This window comes from Sphingomonas sp. BK345, assembly GCF_014193845.1.
In the GTDB taxonomy this organism is placed as follows: domain Bacteria; phylum Pseudomonadota; class Alphaproteobacteria; order Sphingomonadales; family Sphingomonadaceae; genus Sphingomonas.
Genome location: NZ_JACHZX010000007.1, coordinates 133496 through 153582, shown reverse-complemented (window position 1 = coordinate 153582; position 20087 = coordinate 133496). Strand labels below are relative to the sequence as shown.

Sequence of the window (20087 nt, the reverse complement as noted above, 5' to 3'; positions counted from 1 at the left end):
CGACACCACGTCACGGAACAGCCGACGCTGCGGCGAATCACCCACCACGATCACGTCGTTCGCATAGATCGCCGGATCCTCATAGACTCCTCGCCCGCGTCGGGGAGAGCGCCGGCATCGCTCAGCCAGGCGGCAGCGACCACCAGCAGCGCCATGATCATCGGCGTGCGCGCGGGATAATCGAACATGCTCGCCACCGCGACGATGAAAAGGATCACCGAGCCGACCACCGGCAGCGGCGCGGCGGCCAGCGCTCGCCATGCCGTGATCGAGCGGCGTGCCCACCACACCGGCGCCACCAGCAGCAGCGCCGCCGCGGGTAGCCCGCCATCGAGCAGCAGCTCGAGAACATCGTTGTGCGCATGGTTGAAATAGGTCGGCTTCAGCAAGTCATAGGGTTCGTGCAGCCGAAACAGCGGGTCGAACCCGCCGAAGCCGCTGCCGACCGGAAAATACTGCGCGATCATCGACAACACCGTGGGCAGGCCGCGCCGCCGCATGTCACCGTTGACCGAGGCGTTGAGCGCGCGGTCGATCCCCATCGCGCGGTTCTCGCCGTAGCTCAGCGCGATCAGCAGCACGATGACGAGCGCGAACGCGGCCATCGCGGCCGGCGCCGCCCAGCGCGGCAGGCCGCCGAACGACAAGCGGGCGCGCGGCGCGATCAGCGCGGCGCCGGCGGCGACCGCCACGACGCCGACGAGCATGCCCGCGCGCGACCCGCTCGCCACGATCAGCAGCAGCAGCAGCAGCGTCACCGCTGCGGCCACGAAGAGCCGCCACGCCCGCAGTCGCTCGCCGCGCCCCGCCCAGGCCGGCGCCAGCACGCAGCCGATCGCCAGGAACAAGGCGAAATGGTTGCGATTGGCGAACACCGAGGACGGTTCGCCGCCGCTGTTGACGAAGGGATTGCTCAGCCCCGACCCGGCGAACTGGATCACCCCGACCAGTGCGCTCGCCACCACCAGCGCTAGCAACGTGGCGAGCAGGCGGCCGTCGTCCGACCGGGCCACCCCCCGCATCAGCGCGAAGGTCGCGATCGGCACGATCAGCGCTCCCGCGGCGTTGATCGCTGCCCCCGGAACGATCGCGGCCGGCCGCCAGACGGGGCCGCCCGCGAGCGTGTCGACCGGCGCGAAACTGCCGCGCCCGGGCAGCGCGGCCCAGAGGGCGGGTGGCAGCGGGATGAGCTGCAGCAGCACGAGCGCGAGGCTGGCGAACAGCAAAGCTGGCACCATCCGATCGATGCGCCGCGGCTCGGCCGGCGCCAGCAGCGCGAGCACGACCACCGCGCCCCAGGCGACCGCACGCACGATGACCTGTCCCAGCACGTCCTCGCGCGAGGCGCCGCCCGCGGCCCAGAGACAGACCAGGAAGAGAATCATGGCGAGCAGGCCTCCCCTCACCGCCGCGCGCCTGCGGCGCGGATGCATCGCCATGTTACGTCGTCCTTCCGTCAGATCGAGCGGCGCCCGTCCCTGCCGCAAAAGGGGGCTGCTCGACAAGCAGCATGCCGCCGGAACCGACCGGCGATCGTGCGGTCGTCCCGCGCCTTGGCCGATCAATGAAGATCATAGGGCTCGCGCTCGCCGATGCGCGCGCTTATAGCCGCCCGGCCTGATCCGGCACGGCTCAGAACGAGGACGTTGAGGGCTCCCGATGGTCCGCATCGGCCATGGATCGTCGGTTGAACGAAGATTGCGGTGGATAGCGTGAACAATTTACGGCCTGTCATCTGGAATCGTCTGCGCTTTCAGCTCACGGGCGGGATCATCGCGGGGGCGGTCCTGCCCTGGTTCGCGCGCTATCAGAGTCTGTCGCCCGAACAGAACCCGGCGCTGATCAACAATACCTTCCTCGGTACCGTGGTGGCCATTCTCATCGGCGTTTGGCTGATGCGGAACCTGACCATCTACCCGGGATCGGAGACGCTGTCTGCAACCTTGCCATCGTTCATCGCCGGCTATGGCATCCTGATCATCGTCTTCTTCTTCTTCCGCATTCCCTACAATCGCGGCACGTTGCTCGCCGCCTTCGTCCTGACCACCTTGTGGTTCTTCATCACCTCGGCGATCGCGCAGCAGCGGCGCGTCCTACGGATCGGCCTGGTACCGCTCGGCGAGACCTGGCCCTTTCACGAACTGCCCAACGTCTCGGTCAGAGTGCTGCACGCGCCGGACACCTCGGTCGCGGACCTCGATGCCATCGTCGTGGATCTGCGGGTCGATCTGCCCAATGAGTGGGATCGACGGCTCGCCGATTACGCGCTGCAGCGCATGCCGATCTACCACAGCAAGCATTTGGCCGAATCGCTCACCGGCCGGGTCGAGCTCGTCCACCTGTCAGAGAACAGCGCCGGCTCGCTCGCGCCGCGCTACGATTACATGGTCGCCAAATCGATCATCGACTGGGTCGCCGCGCTCGTCGCGGGCATCCTGCTGTTGCCGGCGCTGTTCGTCATCGCCGTGCTGGTGCGGCTCAGTTCGCCGGGACCAGCGTTGTTCCGGCAGGAGCGCATGGGTTACCAGGGGCGGCCCTTCACCATGTACAAGTTCCGCACGATGCGGATGCTGGTCGACAGCGAGCCCGGGCAGGCGCGATCGCTCGCGATGACGCGCGACAGCGACGATCGTGTCACCCGGATCGGCCGCTTTCTCCGCAAGTCGCGGCTCGACGAGTTGCCGCAGCTCTTCAACATCCTACGGGGCGAGATGAGCTGGATCGGCCCACGCCCCGAGGCGATGGTGCTGTCACATTGGTACGAGGAGAACATTCCCTTCTACCGCTATCGCCATGTCATCCGCCCCGGCATCGCGGGCTGGGCCCAGGTACGCCAGGGCCATGTCGCGGAGATCGACGAGGTGCGCAGCAAGCTCTACTATGATTTCTACTACATCAAACACTACTCGCCCTGGATCGATCTGCTGATCGTGGTGCGGACGGTGTGGATCATGATTAGCGGGTTCGGCGCGCGCTGACGCCGCGTACGCGCCTCAGCGCTGCCCCTCCACCGCCCTCAGGATCGCGCGCCCGTACGCCGTCTTGGCGAAGCGCTCGCCCGCCGCGCGCGCCTGGTCGGCGGAGATGAAGCCCATCTCGAACGCGATCTCCTCGAGGCAGGCGATCTGGATGCCCTGGCGGTGCTGGAGCGTGCGGACGAACTCCGACGCCTCGAGCAGGCTGTCGTGCGTCCCGGTGTCGAGCCAGGCGTAGCCGCGCCCCATCTGCTCGACGTGGAGCTCGCCCGCCTCCATGTACAGCCGGTTGAGATCGGTGATCTCGAGCTCGCCGCGCGCCGAGGGTTCGAGGTCGCGGGCATAGCCGACGACGCGGTTGTCGTAGAAGTACAGCCCGGTCACCGCGCAGTTCGACTTCGGCGCGGCGGGCTTCTCCTCCAGGCTGATGGCGCGGCCGTCCTCGCCCAACTCGACCACGCCGTAGCGCTCGGGATCCTCGACGCGGTAGCTGAACACGGTGGCGCCGTGCGGCCGCGCCACCGCGCGCGCCAGCAGCTCGGTGAGATGCGCGCCGAAGAAGATGTTGTCGCCGAGCACCAGCGCGACGGTGTCGTCGCCGATGAAGTCGGCGCCGATGGTGAAGGCCTGCGCCAGCCCCTCGGGGCGCGGCTGCTCGGCATAAGCGATGCTTAGCCCCAGCGCCGCACCGTCGCCGAACAGCCGCTGGTAGTTGCCGAGGAACTCCGGGCTGGAGATGATCAGGATGTCGCGGATCCCCGCCAGCATCAGCACCGACAGCGGATAATAGATCATCGGCTTGTCATAGACCGGCAGCAGCTGCTTGTTGACCGCGAGCGTCGCCGGGTGGAGCCGCGTGCCCGACCCGCCGGCGAGGATGATGCCTTTCACTTCGGTGCTCCGATCAGTTCGTCGAGGATGTCGCCCAGCGCCGCCTCCCAGCGACGCGGGTGGATGCCATAGGCCGCGCCGATCGCACCGAGGCCGAGCAGCGAGTTGGCGGGGCGGCGCGCGGGGGTGGGATAATCGGCGGTGGCGATCGGCGTTATTGCCGCGCTGGGCCCGCCGCGCCGCGCCGACTGGCGGAAGATCTCCTCGGCGAAGCCGGCCCAGCTGGTCGCGCCGGCGTTGCTGAAGTGGAAGGTCCCGGTCGGCGCCGCCGCGTCGTCGGCGAGCCGCACCGCGATCCGCACCAGCGCCGCGGCGAGGTCGGCCGCGGCGGTCGGGCTGCCGCGCTGGTCGGCGACGACGCGCAGCGTGTCGCGCTCGGCCGCGAGCCGCAGCATCGTGCGGACGAAATTGTGCCCGTGCGCCGACACCACCCAGGCGGTGCGGACGATGGCTTGGCGCGCGCCACTGGTGCGCACTGCCAGCTCGCCGCCCAGCTTGGACGCGCCATAGACGCCGAGCGGCGCGACCGCGTCGTCCACCTCCCAGGCGCCGTCGCGGTCGCCGGGAAAGACGTAATCGGTCGACACCTGCACCAGCGGTACCGCGGCACGCGCGCAGGCGGCGGCGAGCGCGGCGGGGGCGAGCGCGTTGACCTGCCAGGCGGCGACCTGGTCGCTCTCGGCCTTGTCCACCGCGGTATAGGCTGCGGCGTTGATCACCGCCGCCCAGCGCCGTCCGGCCACCGCGGCCGCGATCGCGTCCGAATCGGTGAGATCGAGCGCGGCGCGGTCGAGCGCCACCGCGGCGAAGCCCTCGGGCCAGGCAGCGCGGCGCAGCGCGTCGCCGAGCTGGCCGGCCGCGCCGGTGACGAGGACCGCGCGCGTCACGCCGCGCCGCGCCGCTCGGCCGCGCTGGCCGCGACGAGCGGGCGCCACCAGTCCTCGTTGTCGAGATACCAGCGGACGGTCTTCTCGATGCCGCTCTCGAACGTCTCGCGCGGCTGCCAGCCGAGCTCGTCGCCGATGCGCGACGCGTCGATCGCGTAGCGCTTGTCGTGGCCGGGGCGATCCGCGACCGAGGTGATCTGCGCGGCGTAGCTGGCGCCGTCGGCGCGCGGGCGCAGCCGGTCGAGGATCGCGCAGACGGTGCGCACCACCTCGATGTTCTGCTTCTCGTTGTGGCCGCCGACATTGTAGGTGCGGCCGACCTGCCCGCGCTCGAACACCGCGCGCAGCGCGCGCACGTGATCCTCGACGTAGAGCCAGTCGCGCACCTGGTCGCCCGCGCCATAGACCGGCAGCGGCTCGCCGCCGAGCGCCTTGACGATCATCAGCGGGATCAGCTTTTCCGGGAAGTGATAGGGCCCGTAATTGTTCGAGCAGTTGGTGATCAGCACGGGCAGGCCATAGGTATGCCCCCAGGCGCTGACGAGATGGTCCGACGCCGCCTTGCTCGCCGAATAGGGCGAGCGCGGGTCATAGGGCGTCTCCTCGGTGAACAGCCCCTCGGCGCCGAGCGAGCCATAGACCTCGTCGGTCGAGATATGGTGGAAGCGGAAGGCGGCGCGTGCCGCCTCGTCCAGCGTCAGCCAATGCGCGCGCGCCTCCGCCAGCATGGTGTAGGTGCCGACCACGTTGGTCTGGACGAACGCGCCCGGGCCGTCGATCGAGCGGTCGACGTGGCTCTCGGCGGCGAGATGCGTGATCACCTCGGGGCGGAACTCGGCGATCGCCGCGCGCACCGCCGTCGCGTCGCAGATGTCGCCCTGGACGAAGCGATAGCGGTTGGAGCCGGCGACGCGCTCGACCGTCGACAGCGTGCCGGCGTAGGTGAGCTTGTCGAAGTTGAGCACCTCGTGCTCGGTGTCGTCGATCAGATGGCGGACCAGCGCCGAGCCGATGAAGCCGGCGCCGCCGGTGACGAAGATGCGCATGGAACGGTCCTCAGGCGAACGGCGTCAGCGGACGGCCGTCATAGTCGAAGGGGCTGTCGAAGGCGGCGAGCGTCGGCTGCACCTGGTCCTTGGCGCTCAACTCGGGGACGATCCCGGCGGGGATCGGCCAGTCGATGCCCGCGCTGTCCCAGGCGATGCCGCCGTCCTGCTCGGGCGCGTAGGTGTCCGAGCATTTGTAGACCACCTCGCACTCGGGCTCGAGCGTGACGAAGCCGTGCGCGAAGCCGACCGGGATGAAGAGCTGGTCGCCCGTTGCCGCGCTGAGCTCGGCGCCGACCCACTGGCCGTAGCTCGGCGAGCCGCGGCGCAGGTCCACCGCCACGTCGAAGATGCGCCCGCGCACGCAGCGCACCAGCTTGTCCTGCGCCCGCGGCGGCGTCTGGAAATGCAGCCCGCGCAGCGTATAGGCCGGCACCGAGAGCGAGTGATTGTCCTGCACGAAGGTGCAGCCGATCCCCAGCGCGGCGAAGGTGTCGCGATTGTAGGTCTCGGTGAACCAGCCGCGCGCGTCGCCGAAGCGACGCGGCGGAAGGAGGCGGACGGGGGGATGCTGCACCCGCCGCCTATACGAAACGATCGAGATCCATCGCAATCCGTTATCCGCGCCCGCGAGCGACCCGATCGAGCGCGACGGCGTACGGTTGAGCCGAGCCCGCGTCCGGTGGTAGCGGATCCCGCCCCGGGGCGTTCGCCCCTCCCCCCAGAGACGAGACGGCAGAGACGGGATGCGACCGATCAGACACTGGTGGGAGACCGTCGCGGCGCGCTGGCCGCTGCGGGCGCGCTCCAACGGCGTGCCCGTGGGGCGCGCCACCGCGCGCGACATCCGCGCCGGCAACGCGGCCCGGTCGCGCCAGGACTGGGCCGGCGCCGCGACCGCCTATCGGCGCGCGCTCACGCGCGAGCCGGGGCTGCACCACATCTGGGTTCAGCTCGGCCATATGCAGAAGGAGGCCGGGCAGATCGATGCCGCGGGCGAGGCCTATGAGACGGCGGCGCGGCTGCACCCCGACGACGCCGAGCCGCTGCTGCGGCTCGGCCACATGGCCAAGGCGTGGCGCCAGCCGGCCGACGCCGCGGGTCACTTCGTCGCCGCGCTGCGTCGCGATCCCGCCAACCTGCAGGCGGTGGCCGAACTCGTCCGCCTCATGCCCGACCGCGAGCGAGTCGCGCCCGCGCTGTGGGACGCCGTGCTGGAGGTGCTCCACATCGACCCCGCCGAGGCCGCCGCGGCGGAGCCGGCGCAGCTGCCCGCCGGGTCGACCGTGTTCGACGTCACCGACCTGCTCGCCTTCTTCGGGCAACGGCGCCTGCCGACCGGGATCCAGCGCGTCCAGATCGAGGTGTCGCTGGCGTGCCTCGAGGGCGCGACCGAGCCCCGGCCGATCTTCTGCCTCTACGCCAGCGCGCGGCGCGGCTGGATCCGGCTGCCGCCCGACCGCTTCGAGCGGCTCTGCCGGCTGGCGCGACAGAGCGACGACGTCACCGATCCGGCCTGGACGCGCGAGCTCGACCTGCTCTACCGCCGCGTCGCGGTGGCGCGCACGGTCCGCTTCGCGCCCGCGACCGTGCTGGTCAACCTGGGCACCTCCTGGGCCGACCGCAACTACCTGCTCGACGTCCGCGTCGCGCGCGCGCGCGACGCGATGGTCTATGTCCCGCTGATCTTCGACCTGATCCCGCTGATCGAGCCGCGCTGGTTCGTGCGCTCGCTGGTGCGCGACTATCGCGCCTGGTTCGGGTCGCTGCTCCACTCCGCCGACGGCGTCCTGGCGATCTCGGAGGCGACCCGCCGCGACCTGCTGCGCGTCTCGGCCGAGTGGCAGGCGCCGGTGCCGGGCGACGCCGTCCCGGTCGTCCGCCTCGACGGCGATTTCCGCCAGGACGCGGCCGACGCGCGCGCGGTGCGGGAATATGGCCTCGAGCCCGGCGGCTACGTCCTCCTGGTCTCGACGCTGGAGCCGCGCAAGAACCATCTCGGCGCGTTCCGGGCGTGGCTCGCGCTCGCCCAGCGCCTGGGCGAGGCGGCGGTGCCGCGGCTCGTCTGCGTCGGCGGGCGCGGCTGGCTGAACGAGGAGCTGCACCAGTTCCGGCGCGACCACCCGGCGCTGGGGCGGCTGGTGATCATCCTCCACGGCGTCCCCGACGACACGCTGGCGGCGCTCTACGAACATTGCCTGTTCGCGCTCTACCCCAGCTTCTACGAGGGCTGGGGGCTGCCGGTGTCCGAGGCGCTGTCCTACGGCAAGGTGCCCGCGATCTCGCGCGTCTCGTCGCTGCCGGAGGCGGGCGGGCGGTTCGCACGCTACTTCGATCCGGCGGCGCCGGCGGACATCGCCGCCGCGGCGCTCGCGCTGCTGGACACGCCGACCCGGCACGCCGCCGAGCAGGCGATCCGCGCCGATTATGCCCCGCGGAGCTGGCGCCGGATCGCGCACGACCTCGTCGACCAGGCCGCGCACGTCGGCGCGCGCGACGCGCTGCCCCGGCTCGCCGCGGCGGGGACGTGGAGCCTGGCGCTGGCGCCGTGGGAGGAGCGCGGCGAGATCGCCGCGACCGAGGCGCTGGGCGAGGCGCTCCGCCACGGCCACGGCTGGCGTGCGCCCGGGCGCGACGGCTGCGCGATCGAGGGGGACGATGCCGCGCTCCGCTTCCACTGGGTCGGCGCGGCCGGGCACGAGCTGCGCGTCCACGTCGCCGCGGCGCACGACCCGGTCTCGGTCAGGATCGGCAGCGCCGGCGTGGCGCGCGACCATCACGCCGCGCCCGGGACGCCGCTGACCCTGGCGTGCGCGCTGCCGGCGGCCGCCGTGGCGGTCGAGGTCGCGCTGGTGCCGTTGGCCGGCGAGGTCACCGTCACGCGCGTCGAGGTCGCGCGCGCGGCGGCGTGACCGGCGTTCGCGTCAGCGCACGAGCAGCAGCATCACGTCCTCGCTCGGCGGCGCCGCGAGGATCGCCGCGCGCGTGGTCGGTTGTACGCCCCGCTCCAGCGTGATCTCCGCCAGCGAGAAGCCGTCGGCGAGGATGCGGTCGACGAACGCGCCGGGGTCGGCGTAGCGCGCGCGGGCGAACTCGAGCACGATGGTGAGCGGCCGACCGGCGGCGAGGATCCCCGCCATGCCGTGCCAGATCGCCTGCTCGGAGGTGTCCGCGTCGATCTTGATGAGATCGGCGTCGCGCAGCGCGGGATAGCTGTCGAGCCGGCGCGTCCGCATCAGCCGGGTCTCGGTCGCGGCATCGGCCGAGGCCGGGTGGTCGGCGGGCAGCAGGTGGCCGTTCTTGGGTTCGTCGGCGGGCACCACCAGCAGCACGTCGGTTTCGGCGTCCGCCAGTGCCTGTTCGTGCACCGTCGCGACCGCGTCGAAGCCGTTGATCGCGAGGCTCTGCGCCATGCGGCGCGCGAGGTCGGCGTTGGGCTCGAAGGCGTGCACCTGCCCGCCCGGCCCGACCAGGTCGGCCATCAGCAGCGAGAAATAGCCGAGATTGGCGCCGACGTCGACGACGGTCATGCCCGGCCTGACCAAAGTGGCGAGCAACTCGGTGAGCCACATCTCCCAATAGCCGTCGAGCAGCAGGTGGCTCGACAGCCCGACGTCGTTGGTGTCGACGATCATCTTGTAGCGCCCGAGCACGCGGCACAGCGAGCGACCGCCGCCCAGATAGGCGTTGGCGCACAGGCGGCGGATCACCGCCTCGTTGCGCTGGCGCCCGTGGGTGCGGAGGTGATCGAGGTGGAACAGCCGCTGGCCGACGTCGTCGCCGGAGGCCTGGGGTAGATGGGACCTGACCTTTGCCAGGAGGGAGAGCCGCTTCATCCCGGCGCCCTTAGGCGAGCGCACCGCAAAAGGCGACCGTTCCGGCGACATCGCCTCGCCCCGGTCGATCGATGCGACGCGCTGTTGCCGCTGGACGATCCGGCGGAGTAAGGGGCGTGGGTGATCGCAGTGAAATCAGACGACGCGCCCGGCGCCGACGCCTTCGCGCACGCCTCGCGACGGCAGCCCGCGACGGTGGTCTCCGCATGACGATGGTGTCGGACGTCTCGGGCTCGACCGGCGACGGCGGCTTCTGGCGCGGCCTGAAGGTGCAGGGCAACGTCATCGGCGCGCTGCTGATGCGCGAGCTGCACACCCGCTACGGGCGCGAGAACGTCGGGTATCTGTGGATCTTCCTGGAACCGATGACGCTGGCGGGCGCCGTCGCCCTGCTGCACGTGGGCAGCGGCAGCTCGCATACGACGAGCATCCATCCCGTCCCGTTCGCGATCCTCGGCTACACCATCTTCATCATGTTCCGCGGCATGGTCACGCGCGCCGACGGCGCGCTCGAGTCCAATATGCCGTTGCTGTACCACCGTCGGGTCACCATCTTCGACATGATGTTCGCGCGCGCGCTGCTGGAGGGCGCCGGCACGATCGTCACCTATATCGTACTGATCGCCTTCGTGATCGCGATCGGCATGGCGACCTTGCCCGCGCGGCCGCTCGAGTTGCTGACCGGCGTCGGGCTGATGTTCTGGTTCTCGTTCGCGGTGTCGCTGCTGATCTGCGCCTGGACCCACGACAACAGGCTGGTGGCGCGGTTCGTCCACCCGGTCACCTACATCCTCATGCCGCTGTCGGGCGCCTTCTATCAGCTGTCGTGGATACCGGAGCCGTACCGGTCCTGGTTGCGATGGTTTCCGATGCCGACGATCTTTGAGCTCCTGCGCTACGGTCAGTTCCAGTCCGCCAAGGACACGTACGTCGACGTCGGCTATGTCGCGGGATGGTGCCTGCTGCTGACCTATGCCGGGCTCGTGTCCATCCGCGCGACGCGCCGTCACATCCACCTTCGCTAAGGTATCCGTCGTGAAGATCGCTTCCTCTATGGGCCGATTCGGGCTGCTCGGCTGGTTGCGCGCGCATCGCAACTGGTGCCTGCTCGTGCTGCTGCCGACCCTGCTCGTCGCCGCTTATTACTTCCTCATCGCGGCCGACCAGTACGAATCGGAGGCGCATTTCGTCGTTCGCTCGGCCGACAACCAGCCCGCCGCGCCGAGCGGCCTGGGCCAGGCCTTGACGCTGGTCGGCGGCGCCTCGTCCGAGCGCGACGCGCTGCTGGTGGCGGATTATCTCAAATCGCACGACGCGGTGAACGCGCTGCAATCGCGCATCGGCCTCGTCCAACGTTACCGCCGTCCGGAAGCCGACCTTGTTTCCCGGCTGTGGTTCGCCACCCCGACGCCCGAGCAGCTGCAGCGCTATTTCGATGGCAAGGCTGACGTCGACGTCAGCACCGAGACCGGCATCACCACGCTGCGGGTGCGCAGCTTCCGCCCGGCGGACTCGTACCGCATCATCGGCGAGCTGCTCCAGCTCGGCGAGGATCGGGTCAACGCGCTGAACCGCCGCAACTACGCCAATGCGGTCGCGCTGTCGCAACGGCGCGTCGCCGAGGCCGAGACCGAGGTGGCGCAGGTGCAGGGCGGGATCACCCGTTTTCGCCGCGATGAGCAGGACTTCAACCCGCAGATCACGGGCACGGCGCGGACCGGGATGGTGGCCGAGCTGCAAGGGCAGCTCGCGGTGGCGCGCGCACAGGAGGCCTCGATGGCGGCGGTGCTGGCGCCGAACAGTCCGCAGCTGATCGCCGTGCGCCAGCGGGTCGCGGCGCTGTCGCGTCAGGTCGGCGCGGAGGCGGGCCGCCTGTCCAACGGGCCGGGCAACGTGGCAGCGGGGCTCGGCGCCTACGAGGGCTACAAGATCCGGCAGGAGATCGCGGGCAAGCGGCTCGAGATCGCCTCGGCGGCGCTGGTGAAGGCGCAGGACGACGCGCGCCGCCAGCAGCTCTTCGTGGTGCCGGTGGTCGATGCCAACGTGCCGGTGCGCGCGCTCTACCCGCAGCGCATCAAGATCGTCGCCACGACCTTCCTGGCGCTGCTGCTCGTGTACGGCATCGGCTGGCTGATCGCGGCTGGCGTGAGGGAACACGCCGCCTGACGGCGGCGCTCCCGCTAGCGGGTCGCGTTCTGTACCGCCAGCACCGGCGAGAAGAGCTGGCCGAGCGCCTGGACGAGCTTGAGCGGCTCGTTGGCCGAGGCGTTGGCGATATAGACCACGTCCTTGTCGCGCATCGCGAACCGCTGGGCGAGGAAGTAGTTCTGCGCCTGCAGCATGTTGATGCGATAGGCGACGGGGCGCGCCGCGACGGGCGCGAGTGCCGCGTCCGCCGACGCTGCCGCCGCGCTGGGTGTCGGCGTGCCCGGCGGCAGGCGGAACACGAAGACCGAGCGCGGGTCGGCGCGGCTGTCGTTGGGGCCGCCCGCGCGCGCCAGCGCCTCGGCCAGCGTGAGCGTGCGGCTCTCGAACGGGATCTGCGAGATCCGGTCGATCGCGCCGAAGACGGTGAAGGTGCGCGGCTGGCGGATCAGCTCGATCCGGTCGCCGCCCAGCAGCACGATGTCGTCGGGCGAGCCCGAGGCGATCGTGTCGAGCGGCTGCTCCACGGTGCGACTGCCGCGGGTGAAGCGGACGATCGCGTCCTGCGCGCCCGTGCCGGTCGCGGTCGAGGCGCCGGTCTGGGTCGTGCGACTGATCCCCCCCGTCTCGGCGATGGCATCGAGCAGGCGCTCGCGTGCCAACGTCAGCGGCAGGCGCCGCGGGTTGGAGACCGCGCCCATGATCACGACGGTGTTGGCGACGTTGCGGCGCAACGATACGACCACCTGCGGGCTCTGCGACTTGCCGCGCAGCCCGTCGACGATCTTGCGCTGCACCTGCGCCGGGGTGAGGCCGGCGACCGCGATCGTGCCGACATAGGGCATCGTGATATTGCCGTCGCGATCGACCATCACACCCTCGCCGCCGATCGACTCGCCGCTGGCGGATGGTGCCGACTCGGCCGCCGAGCCGCCCGCGGCGCCCGCGATGCTGGCGCGGCCGCCGAACAGCGTGACCCCGACCTCGTAGATCTCGATCGAGAGCACGTCGCCCGGCCCCAACGTGTCGACGACGCCGTCGGCCGAGAGCGTGGCCAGCGCTCCGGTCGGCGCGTCGACGCTCGACAGCGCGGCAATGTTCTGCGGCGAGATGTCGACGATCTCGAAGCCGATGTCGTTCTTCCTCGTCGCGTCATGCGCGATCTGGCGGCCGGTGGGGCCGTTGCGCGGCAGAGTCGTGCAGCCGCCGACCGTCACGGCCGCCAGCAGCAGCGTCAAACCCGGACGTGCGATCTGCACCGAACGGTCAACACGCATCCTGAAACTCCAATGTCGTCGAAGCCGCGCCGGCATGATCGTGGGCGCGGCGGCTGTCGCCTGTCCCGCCGCGACTAGCGCCAAGCGATCGAACGGTAAAGTTGGCCGATGCGCGCGGCGAAGGCCGCGCCGGAGAAGCGCCCCGCCTGGAGCGGACCGGCGATGCCCATCCGCGTGCGCAGGTCCGCGTCGCGATCGAGCCGACGGATGCCGTCGACCATGGCGTCCATGTCATAGGGATCGACCGCCAGCGCCGCGTCGCCGGTCACCTCGGGGAGCGCGCCCGTCGTGCTCGACAGCAGCGGGACGCCCGCGGCCATTGCCTCCAGCGCGGGCAGGCCGAAGCCCTCGTAGAGCGCCGGGAACAGGCTCGCCCGTGCGCCGTGGAGCAGGTCGTTGAGCAGCGTGCGCGGCAGATAGTCGATGCGGCGGATCCGATCGGCGCCGGGCAGGCGACGCCCATGCGCGGCGCCCAGCAGCTTGAGTTCGCGGTCGGCGTGCCACGCCTCCTTGCCGACGATCACCAGCGGCGTTGCCACGTCGGCTTCGAGATAGGCCTGGATCACGCGGCCCAGGTTCTTCTTGGGCTCGATCGCGCCGAAGAAGAGGAAATAGCCCCGCATGTCGAGGTCGAACAGGTGGCGAAGCCGGTCCGGCAAGCCGGCGGGGTCGCGCAACGGCGGCATCGCGCTCGCTTGGTAGCAGTTGGTGACTCGCGCGGGGTCGGCGCCGAGCAGGTCGACGATGTCGCCGCGCGAGCGCTCCGACACGGTCACGACATGGTCGCCGCGCGCGACGCAGGCACGGACGAGCGCGTCGTAATAGCGCTTGTCCTCCAGGCTCGCGCCCGGCAGCCGGAGCGGGACGAGGTCATGGAGCGTGTAGATATTGCGCGCGCCGGCCAGTCGCAGCGGCAGCGGATAGGTCCAGTGCATGATCGCGGGCGGATCCGGCATCCGCACCGTCATGAAGCGGCCATAGCGGCGAAAATGTCGGGCGCAGACGTCGAAGATCTCGCTCAGGTTGAACAGCCGGTCGAAAGTCGGCAGGCGGTCGGTGCCGTCCGCCGGCAAGGCACGCCCGGTGACCGGCACCGCGATCAGCTCGTGCGCGAACGGATGGACGCGCCAGCGCCGCATCTTGCGTCGCCAGCTCAGGCGCGCGGGGCCGTCCGCCCCGAGCTGACCGAAGAACAGCGACTCGCGCAGCTCGGCGTCGGCCTTGCGTGGGATGTTGACCCCGAACACCAGGTCGATCGGATGCCCGAGCGCGTCGACCGCCGCGGCCAGGTTGCGCCCGTAGGTGGCGACCCCGGTGCCCTGCGGCAGCGCGAGATTATAGCCGTCCAGGCCGATGCGGAGCGTCGAGGCGTCGGGATCGATCATGCCGCCCCGTACAGCTCCAGCAGTCGCCGTGCATAGGGAGCAAAACCGAAGTGCTGCGCCCGCCGGATGCCCGAGGCGGCGAGACGGTCGCGCAGGTCGGCGTCGCGATCGATGGTCGTGAGCGCGTCGCGCAGCGCGGCGACGTCGAGCGGATCGACCATCAGGGTGGCCCCGCCGCCCACCTCGGCGAGCGCCGCCACGTTCGCGGCGACGACCGGCGTGCCCAGCGCCATCGCCTCCACCACGGGCAGGCCGAAGCCCTCGTCCAGCGACACCAGTACGAGCGCGCGCGCGCCCGCGATCAGCCGCAGCACCGTGGCGCGCGGCTGGAGCCGCAGCCGCAGCGCACCCGGGGTGGCCGCGATCCGTTCGTCGATCACCGAGGCGTCGAGCCCGTCCGGTCCCGAGATCACCAGCGGGCTGGTCACGCCGCTGGCACGATAGCCCTCCAGCAGGCGGAGCAGGTTCTTGCGTGCCTCGACCGCACCGACATAGAGCAGATAGGTGCCCGGACGCAGGCCGCCGGGCAGGTCGCCCGGGGTCAGGCCGGTGACGTCGACCGCCTGGTGGCAGCAGGTCACCGCGGCCGCGGGCCAGTCCATCCGAGTGACGATCTGCCGCCGCGCCGCCTCCGAGACGGTCGCGAACGCGCCGCCGGAACGGCGCAGCGCGTCCAGCAGACGACGCAGGCGCGCGCCGTCTACCGGGCTCGGGATCGCCGGGTCGAGCGGGAGCACGTCGTGGACGGTATAGAGATTGTGCCAGCCGATCGCCCGCAGCGGGAGCGGGTAGGACCAGTGCATCACGCCCGTCGGACCCGGCAGCGCCACCGGCATCGGTCGCCGGTGAAGGTCGAAGAAGACCTGCGCCTCGCGGAACAGGTCGCGGGCGACGAAACCGCGCTCGCTCGCCACCGCGCGGCGGCGCCACGGCCGCGCCGCGGCGAGCAGCTTGGCCGGCCGCGAGCGCCGCGCCGCCACCCCGCCGCTCTCCAGCACCAGCGGGCTACGGCCGGCGGCGCGCAGCGCGGCGATCAGCGTGCGGCCATATTGCGCGACGCCGGTGCCGGCGCCGCCGTCGTCGAGCAGCCGTCCGTCGACGCAGATCGGAGTCGGTGTCACCACCTGCTCATGGTACCACGCCGGTCAGGCGGCGAGGTCCCGCAGCGTCATCGCCTCGAGCAGTTCCTGCCGTCCGGCGAGATTGTCCGCGCGCGCATAGCCCATCGCCCGCAGCCCGACGGCGAAGTCGCGCGCATCGTCGGTGAACAGCGAGTAGGTGCCGCTGACGTCGAAGCGAAGGCGCAGCACGCCGTCGTCGTCGGTACGCGCGTTGAGCCGGATCGCGCCGCCGCCCCGGTCCAGATCGCTCAGCCCGATCGAGATCGTCGTGGCCTCGGCCACCTGGTCGAAGACCTTGAGGCGACAGTCCAGCGCCCCGGGAGAGACGGAGAAACGCAGGTACAGCAACACCGCGGTGCCCGGGGGCATCTCCGTCGCGATCGCGATGGCGGGCGATGGTCCGCGCAGCCAGATGCCGTGGCTCTCCGCCGCGTAGAGCGAGTCCGAGTCGACCTGAAGCCGATTCAGCTGGTGGAAATAGCGGCGGGTGTCGACCCGGTCGCCGGAGAAGAGCTGAAACGAGAAGCCCTGGCCCTCGCGCAGCCTCACGTCGAACGGACGGACCGGAGCGTCGCGGTGGCGCTTCACCTTCTCCAGGAAATCGGCGCCGACGTCGCGCCATGTCCGTGCGACGAAGCGGTCGCGGACGCGCTGTGTGCGCTCCCCCAGATAGGCGCGGTCGGTGATCATCCGGCGCAACACCTCGACGCCGTCCGTCAGATTGAACGGATCGACATAGTCGACGAGATCGCCCCCCACCTCGGGGATCGAGGAGGTGTTCGACGCGACGCAGGGGCGGCCGTGGAACAGGCTCTCGCCCACCGGGAGACCCCAGCCCTCGACGAAGCTGGTGAAGACCGAGAAGTCGCAGCCGGCGTAGACTGCGTTCAGCTCACCGTCCGACAGATTGTGCGCGATATGAAGCCGCCCGCCCAGATTGTCGGTCGCCTTGAGCACGTCGGTCAGCGCGCCGATCTTCCAGCCATGCCGTCCCACGAAGACGAGGTCCGGCACGTCGACGCCCTCGGCGATCAGCCGCCGCCAGGCGTTGACGACGTACAGGTGGTTCTTGCGCCCTTCGATGGTGGAGACATAGGCGACGTAGCGCTTCCCCTTCACCCGCTGCAGCTGCGCCGGCCAGGGCACATCATGGCCGGCCTCGCGGGTGAGATGATGCGCGAGCGGCACCGTCTCCATCGGGATCGCACGGCCGCCGTTCTCCGCGATGAAGGCGGCGACCGCGTGGCGCGTCGCGTCGGAGATCGTAAGAAGGAAATCGGCGGTGGCGCAGAGCTCGCAGATCGCCATCGAGAAATCCGTGACGAGCCCCTCGTCGCAGAACTCCGGGTGGGTTACTGGGATGATGTCATAGACGTACGCGCCCAGGCGCACGCCATCGCGCTTCGATCGCGCCAGATACTGGATGCTCGTGCCCAGGCCCCAGAACGCGCCCAGCAGGATGATCGTGCTGCCGCGCCCGGGGTGTACACGTTCCGCGCTGTCCTCGCACGCCAACAGCATCGCGCGCAGCGTCTCGTGATCGACGGCCGGGCTGGACGCGTAATCGATGATCTGCCGGACCTGATCGTTCTCGATCATCCAGAACTCGCCCGGGGGCAGCGTCCGAGCCTCGACACCCGCGTGGCTGAGGATGAAGCGGACATCCACTTCCGCGTCACGGATCGCGTGCAGCGCGATGCCCGCCTGGACCCGCTGGATACCCGACATCGTCACGTGCACTTTGAGGTAGGCGAACAGGTCCTGAATCGCGAAGAAGACGGTGCCGTCGCCGAGACTGAGCGCGCGTGTCGCGCGCGTGTCGCGGCGGAGCAGGCGGATGTGGTGCAAAGCCTCGGTGCTGGGCGCGACCGCGTTGACGCGCTGATAGGCGGCCAGCGCCTCGTCACCGCGGCCGAGCCGCCGCAGCACGTCGGCGAGATGGATGTTGGCGTCGCGATCGCCCGGCGCGCGATCGACCGCCGCCTGGTACGCGTCGGCCGCCTCGGCGAGCAGCCCCTGTTCCTTCCACGCGTGCCCCAGCTGTACCCAGATCGGCTGGTCGTCGGGGTGTGCCGCGAGATGGCGCGTATAAGCCTCGGCCGCGCCGCGCCAGTCGCGCGCATCGCGGCATTGATTACCCTTGCGGCGGTCGCTAGCCCCCTTCGCGCCACCCCAGATTCTCGAAGGCATCATCTTGCTCCTGCAGCGCCTTGCCGACCGGCGCGCCGTGTCGCGGTGCCACCTGCACCAACCTAGATCGTCCCGCAAGTCGGGCGGAACCGAGGGGATCGGCCGGCATCAGGCACTTCTCTCGGCGGCGCTGGCGGTCGTGCTGGGGATCATCGCGACGACGCTGGGCGCGGATCGGACGCTCGCCGCCGGCGCGGCGATCGCGGCGCCGTGCCGCGCGCTGGCGCTGGCGGCGAACCGCACGGCCGACGCCGGCGCGGCGCTCCAGGCCTGCCTCGACGCGACCCCCGCGGGCGGGCGGATCGAGCTCGCACCCGGTCGCTATCGCCTCGCCACGCCGGTGCGGCTCGATCATCCGCTCACGCTGACGACGCGCGGCACCACGCCCGACGCGCCGGCGTGTTCGAGCGACGAGCGACGCTGCGCGCTGCTCCACCTCGCGATCGCGGCAGCACCGGCGCGGCCGACCGCGGGGGCGGTGATGCCGTTCGAGGTGGCGAGCGATCGGGTGCGGATCGACCGGCTGGTGTTCGTCGGCACGCGCCGGTCCGACCCCGCTCTGTCGGCGCGGCGCTGCGCGTCGGACGCGGAGCGGCCGCTGGGCGGCGGCCTTCGCGTCAACGGCGATGCGATCGCGATCACGCGCTCGGTCTTCCGCGACATGGCCTGCTACAGCGCGCTCGAATATGGTCGCGGCGCCGGGGCGGTGATCCGCGACAATGACTTCACCGCCAACGGCACGCATACCGCCGCGCTGCGCTGGGCCGACGGGCTGACGATCCACGACGTGACCGGCTTCCAGGTGACGGCCAATCGCTTCCGCGACAATACCGACGTCCAGCTGATCCTGGGCGGCTGCGTCGGCTGCACGATCACGGACAATCGCTTCGATCATGGCGGCACCGCGGCGGGCGGGTCGTTCGCGGAGCTGATGCTGCAGGCCTGGCCGAACGCGACCAGCGGCGATTTCACCGGCACAAGCACCGCCGACAACCGGATCGACTGCGGCGCGCGGCGGCGCTGCGGGTTCGGTCTGATGATCGGATCCGCGCCGTGGTACGCGGCGCCGGCGTTCGGCGGGACGGTGACGCGCAACCGCGTGCGCGGCGCGATGCTGGCGCTCAACGTCGACTCGCTGACCGGCGCGATGACGATCGCCGACAATGACCTCGCCCCCGCGAGCGGCACCTGGCCCAGCGCGTGCGGGCCGCAGCGCACCGCGCGCGCCGCGGCGAACGTCTCGCCCGCGTCTCGCGCCTTCCTCGCGCCCGCGTCGATCCCCGCCGGGGCGACGGCGCGGCGCTATTGCATCCTCAACCACCCCGGGCCAGCACCGGCCCCGCTCCCGCCCACCGCGGCGCCGTGATGGAAATGATTCGTTATGCGTGAAGACGTTACGGTGCTGCCGCTCGATGCGTTCCGCGAGATCGTCGGGCCGCATTGCAACCCGTTCCTGACGATCGCCGTGTCCGGCACGCTCGCCCCCGGCGGGCTGCGCTTCGCCACGACGGGGATCCACGACGGCGTGCCGCACGAGCGTCCGCTGGCGACGATCGACTATCTGCGCCATCTCCAGGACCGGATCCTCGCCGCGGGCGCCGATCGCGACGCCGCGGTGCAGCTGATCTTCCAGTCGGAGGATGTGCCCGCCGAGCTGCCGAGCGTCTCCTGGGAAGCCAAGCGCGGGTGGGACAGCGTGGCGCTGATCCCCGACATCTATTATTATCATGCCGGCGGCTACGAGGGCTTCGCCCCCGAGCAGATTCCCTGGGCGGAGCGCCGCAGCATCGTCGTCTGGCGCGGCTCGACCACCGGGCTGTTCTATCAGAAGCTCGACGATCTCGACCGGCTGCCGCGCTACCGCCTCTGCCACATCGCGACCCGGCTCGGCTCGATCGCCGACGTCGGCCTCAGCGCCGTGGTGCAGGCGTTCGACGCCGAGCACGAGCAGCTGATCGCCGAGCGGCTGCGCCGCGAGGGGCTGCTCAAGCCGTTCGTGCCGATGACGGAGATGACGCGCTATCGCTACATCCTCGACATCGACGGCAATTCGAACAGCTGGAACTTCATGTCCAAGCTGCGCCTCGGCTGCTGCGTGCTGCGCGTCGACAGCGAGTGGCAGCAGTGGTTCGGCCCGCGGCTGCTGCCCTGGGTCCATTACGTGCCGGTCGCGCAGGATCTCTCGGACGTGGCGGGCAAGGTCGGCTGGTGCCTCGACCATGAGGAGGAATGTGCGGCGATCGCGCGGCGCGGCGCCGACTTCGCGCGCACGATGCGCTTCGACGACGAGATGGCCGCGGCGGCGCGCACCGCCTTCGCTCTGGTCTAGCGCGC

General features: G+C 70.8%; 16 protein-coding genes. 6 read left to right on the top strand and 10 right to left on the bottom strand.

Translation table 11 applies throughout. The annotated features are described in order from the left end of the window. Window positions 1-50: 50 nt before the first annotated feature. Window positions 51-1385, bottom strand: coding sequence for an O-antigen ligase (locus FHY03_RS18520; RefSeq protein WP_183932001.1), 1335 nt, complete (start codon window positions 1383-1385; stop codon window positions 51-53). 327 nt (window positions 1386-1712) lie between these two features. On the opposite strand from FHY03_RS18520, the gene FHY03_RS21380 reads away from it, so the two are divergent. Then, window positions 1713-2978: a sugar transferase gene (locus FHY03_RS21380; RefSeq protein ID WP_183932000.1), complete on the top strand. Its 1266-nt coding sequence runs from the start codon at window positions 1713-1715 to the stop codon at window positions 2976-2978. 15 nt (window positions 2979-2993) lie between these two features. On the opposite strand, the gene rfbA is transcribed toward FHY03_RS21380, so the two are convergent. Genes rfbA through rfbC form a run of 4 tightly spaced genes read right to left on the bottom strand, consistent with a single transcriptional unit; the run spans window position 2994 to window position 6376 of the window. Next, complete coding sequence (rfbA, locus tag FHY03_RS18510) at window positions 2994-3866, bottom strand: glucose-1-phosphate thymidylyltransferase RfbA (RefSeq protein ID WP_183931999.1); 873 nt, start codon at window positions 3864-3866, stop codon at window positions 2994-2996. Beyond that, window positions 3863-4753: a dTDP-4-dehydrorhamnose reductase gene (gene rfbD / locus FHY03_RS18505; RefSeq protein ID WP_183931998.1), complete on the bottom strand. Its 891-nt coding sequence runs from the start codon at window positions 4751-4753 to the stop codon at window positions 3863-3865. The genes rfbA and rfbD overlap by 4 nt, the downstream gene beginning before the upstream one ends. Continuing rightward, window positions 4750-5799, bottom strand: a complete 1050-nt coding sequence (gene rfbB / locus FHY03_RS18500) for a dTDP-glucose 4,6-dehydratase (RefSeq protein ID WP_183931997.1) — start codon at window positions 5797-5799, stop codon at window positions 4750-4752. The genes rfbD and rfbB overlap by 4 nt, the downstream gene beginning before the upstream one ends. A 10-nt stretch (window positions 5800-5809) precedes the next feature. Then, window positions 5810-6376 carry a dTDP-4-dehydrorhamnose 3,5-epimerase gene (gene rfbC / locus FHY03_RS18495; RefSeq protein ID WP_183931996.1) on the bottom strand — a complete coding sequence of 189 codons (567 nt, stop codon included), beginning with the start codon at window positions 6374-6376 and terminating at the stop codon, window positions 5810-5812. Window positions 6377-6545: 169 nt separating this feature from the next. Between rfbC and FHY03_RS18490 the strand changes: the two genes are divergently transcribed. After that, entirely contained in the window at window positions 6546-8711 is a 2166-nt protein-coding gene (locus tag FHY03_RS18490) for a glycosyltransferase family 1 protein (RefSeq protein WP_183931995.1), read from the top strand. A 12-nt stretch (window positions 8712-8723) separates the two neighbouring features. Here FHY03_RS18490 and FHY03_RS18485 read toward each other — a convergent pair whose 3' ends face one another. Beyond that, a complete protein-coding gene (locus FHY03_RS18485; protein WP_183931994.1) occupies window positions 8724-9635 on the bottom strand; it encodes an FkbM family methyltransferase in 912 nt (303 codons plus the stop codon). Window positions 9636-9841: 206 nt separating this feature from the next. Here FHY03_RS18485 and FHY03_RS18480 point away from each other — a divergent pair, with 206 nt between their 5' ends. Then, on the top strand, window positions 9842-10660 hold the full coding sequence (locus FHY03_RS18480) for an ABC transporter permease (RefSeq protein WP_311722309.1): 819 nt from the start codon (window positions 9842-9844) through the stop codon (window positions 10658-10660). A 28-nt stretch (window positions 10661-10688) separates the two neighbouring features. Further along, window positions 10689-11801 (top strand): lipopolysaccharide biosynthesis protein, encoded by a 1113-nt coding sequence (locus tag FHY03_RS18475; protein ID WP_183931993.1) that lies wholly within the window; start codon window positions 10689-10691, stop codon window positions 11799-11801. Between the two features lie 14 nt (window positions 11802-11815). Here FHY03_RS18475 and FHY03_RS18470 read toward each other — a convergent pair whose 3' ends face one another. From FHY03_RS18470 to FHY03_RS18455, 4 genes are all read right to left on the bottom strand, one after another. Beyond that, window positions 11816-13057, bottom strand: coding sequence for a polysaccharide biosynthesis/export family protein (locus FHY03_RS18470; RefSeq protein WP_183931992.1), 1242 nt, complete (start codon window positions 13055-13057; stop codon window positions 11816-11818). Between the two features lie 74 nt (window positions 13058-13131). After that, window positions 13132-14442, bottom strand: a complete 1311-nt coding sequence (locus FHY03_RS18465; RefSeq protein WP_183931991.1) for a glycosyltransferase family 1 protein — start codon at window positions 14440-14442, stop codon at window positions 13132-13134. After that, the gene (locus FHY03_RS21375) at window positions 14439-15566 is read right to left on the bottom strand and encodes a glycosyltransferase (RefSeq protein WP_183931990.1); all 1128 of its coding nucleotides are present in this window, start codon (window positions 15564-15566) and stop codon (window positions 14439-14441) included. The genes FHY03_RS18465 and FHY03_RS21375 overlap by 4 nt, the downstream gene beginning before the upstream one ends. 21 nt (window positions 15567-15587) lie before the next feature. Then, entirely contained in the window at window positions 15588-17753 is a 2166-nt protein-coding gene (locus tag FHY03_RS18455) for a glycosyltransferase family 1 protein (RefSeq protein WP_183931989.1), read from the bottom strand. A gap of 139 nt (window positions 17754-17892) precedes the next feature. On the opposite strand from FHY03_RS18455, the gene FHY03_RS18450 reads away from it, so the two are divergent. Together FHY03_RS18450 and FHY03_RS18445 are read left to right on the top strand one after the other, a co-directional pair. Continuing rightward, the gene (locus tag FHY03_RS18450; protein ID WP_183931988.1) at window positions 17893-19119 is read left to right on the top strand and encodes a right-handed parallel beta-helix repeat-containing protein; all 1227 of its coding nucleotides are present in this window, start codon (window positions 17893-17895) and stop codon (window positions 19117-19119) included. 15 nt (window positions 19120-19134) lie between these two features. Next, window positions 19135-20082, top strand: a complete 948-nt coding sequence (locus FHY03_RS18445; protein WP_183931987.1) for a glycosyl transferase family 90 — start codon at window positions 19135-19137, stop codon at window positions 20080-20082. The last annotated feature ends 5 nt before the right edge of the window (window positions 20083-20087 follow it).

Coding starts and splice junctions, on each gene's coding strand:
- FHY03_RS18490 (WP_183931995.1), top strand. CDS start 6,546: ATGCGACCGATCAGACACTGGTGGGAGACCGTCGCGGCGCGCTGGCCG.
- FHY03_RS18485 (WP_183931994.1), bottom strand. CDS start 9,635: ATGAAGCGGCTCTCCCTCCTGGCAAAGGTCAGGTCCCATCTACCCCAG.
- FHY03_RS18465 (WP_183931991.1), bottom strand. CDS start 14,442: ATGATCGATCCCGACGCCTCGACGCTCCGCATCGGCCTGGACGGCTAT.
- FHY03_RS18475 (WP_183931993.1), top strand. CDS start 10,689: ATGGGCCGATTCGGGCTGCTCGGCTGGTTGCGCGCGCATCGCAACTGG.
- FHY03_RS18480 (WP_311722309.1), top strand. CDS start 9,842: ATGACGATGGTGTCGGACGTCTCGGGCTCGACCGGCGACGGCGGCTTC.
- FHY03_RS18520 (WP_183932001.1), bottom strand. CDS start 1,385: ATGATTCTCTTCCTGGTCTGTCTCTGGGCCGCGGGCGGCGCCTCGCGC.
- rfbB (WP_183931997.1), bottom strand. CDS start 5,799: ATGCGCATCTTCGTCACCGGCGGCGCCGGCTTCATCGGCTCGGCGCTG.
- FHY03_RS18445 (WP_183931987.1), top strand. CDS start 19,135: ATGCGTGAAGACGTTACGGTGCTGCCGCTCGATGCGTTCCGCGAGATC.
- FHY03_RS18455 (WP_183931989.1), bottom strand. CDS start 17,753: ATGCCTTCGAGAATCTGGGGTGGCGCGAAGGGGGCTAGCGACCGCCGC.
- FHY03_RS18470 (WP_183931992.1), bottom strand. CDS start 13,057: ATGCGTGTTGACCGTTCGGTGCAGATCGCACGTCCGGGTTTGACGCTG.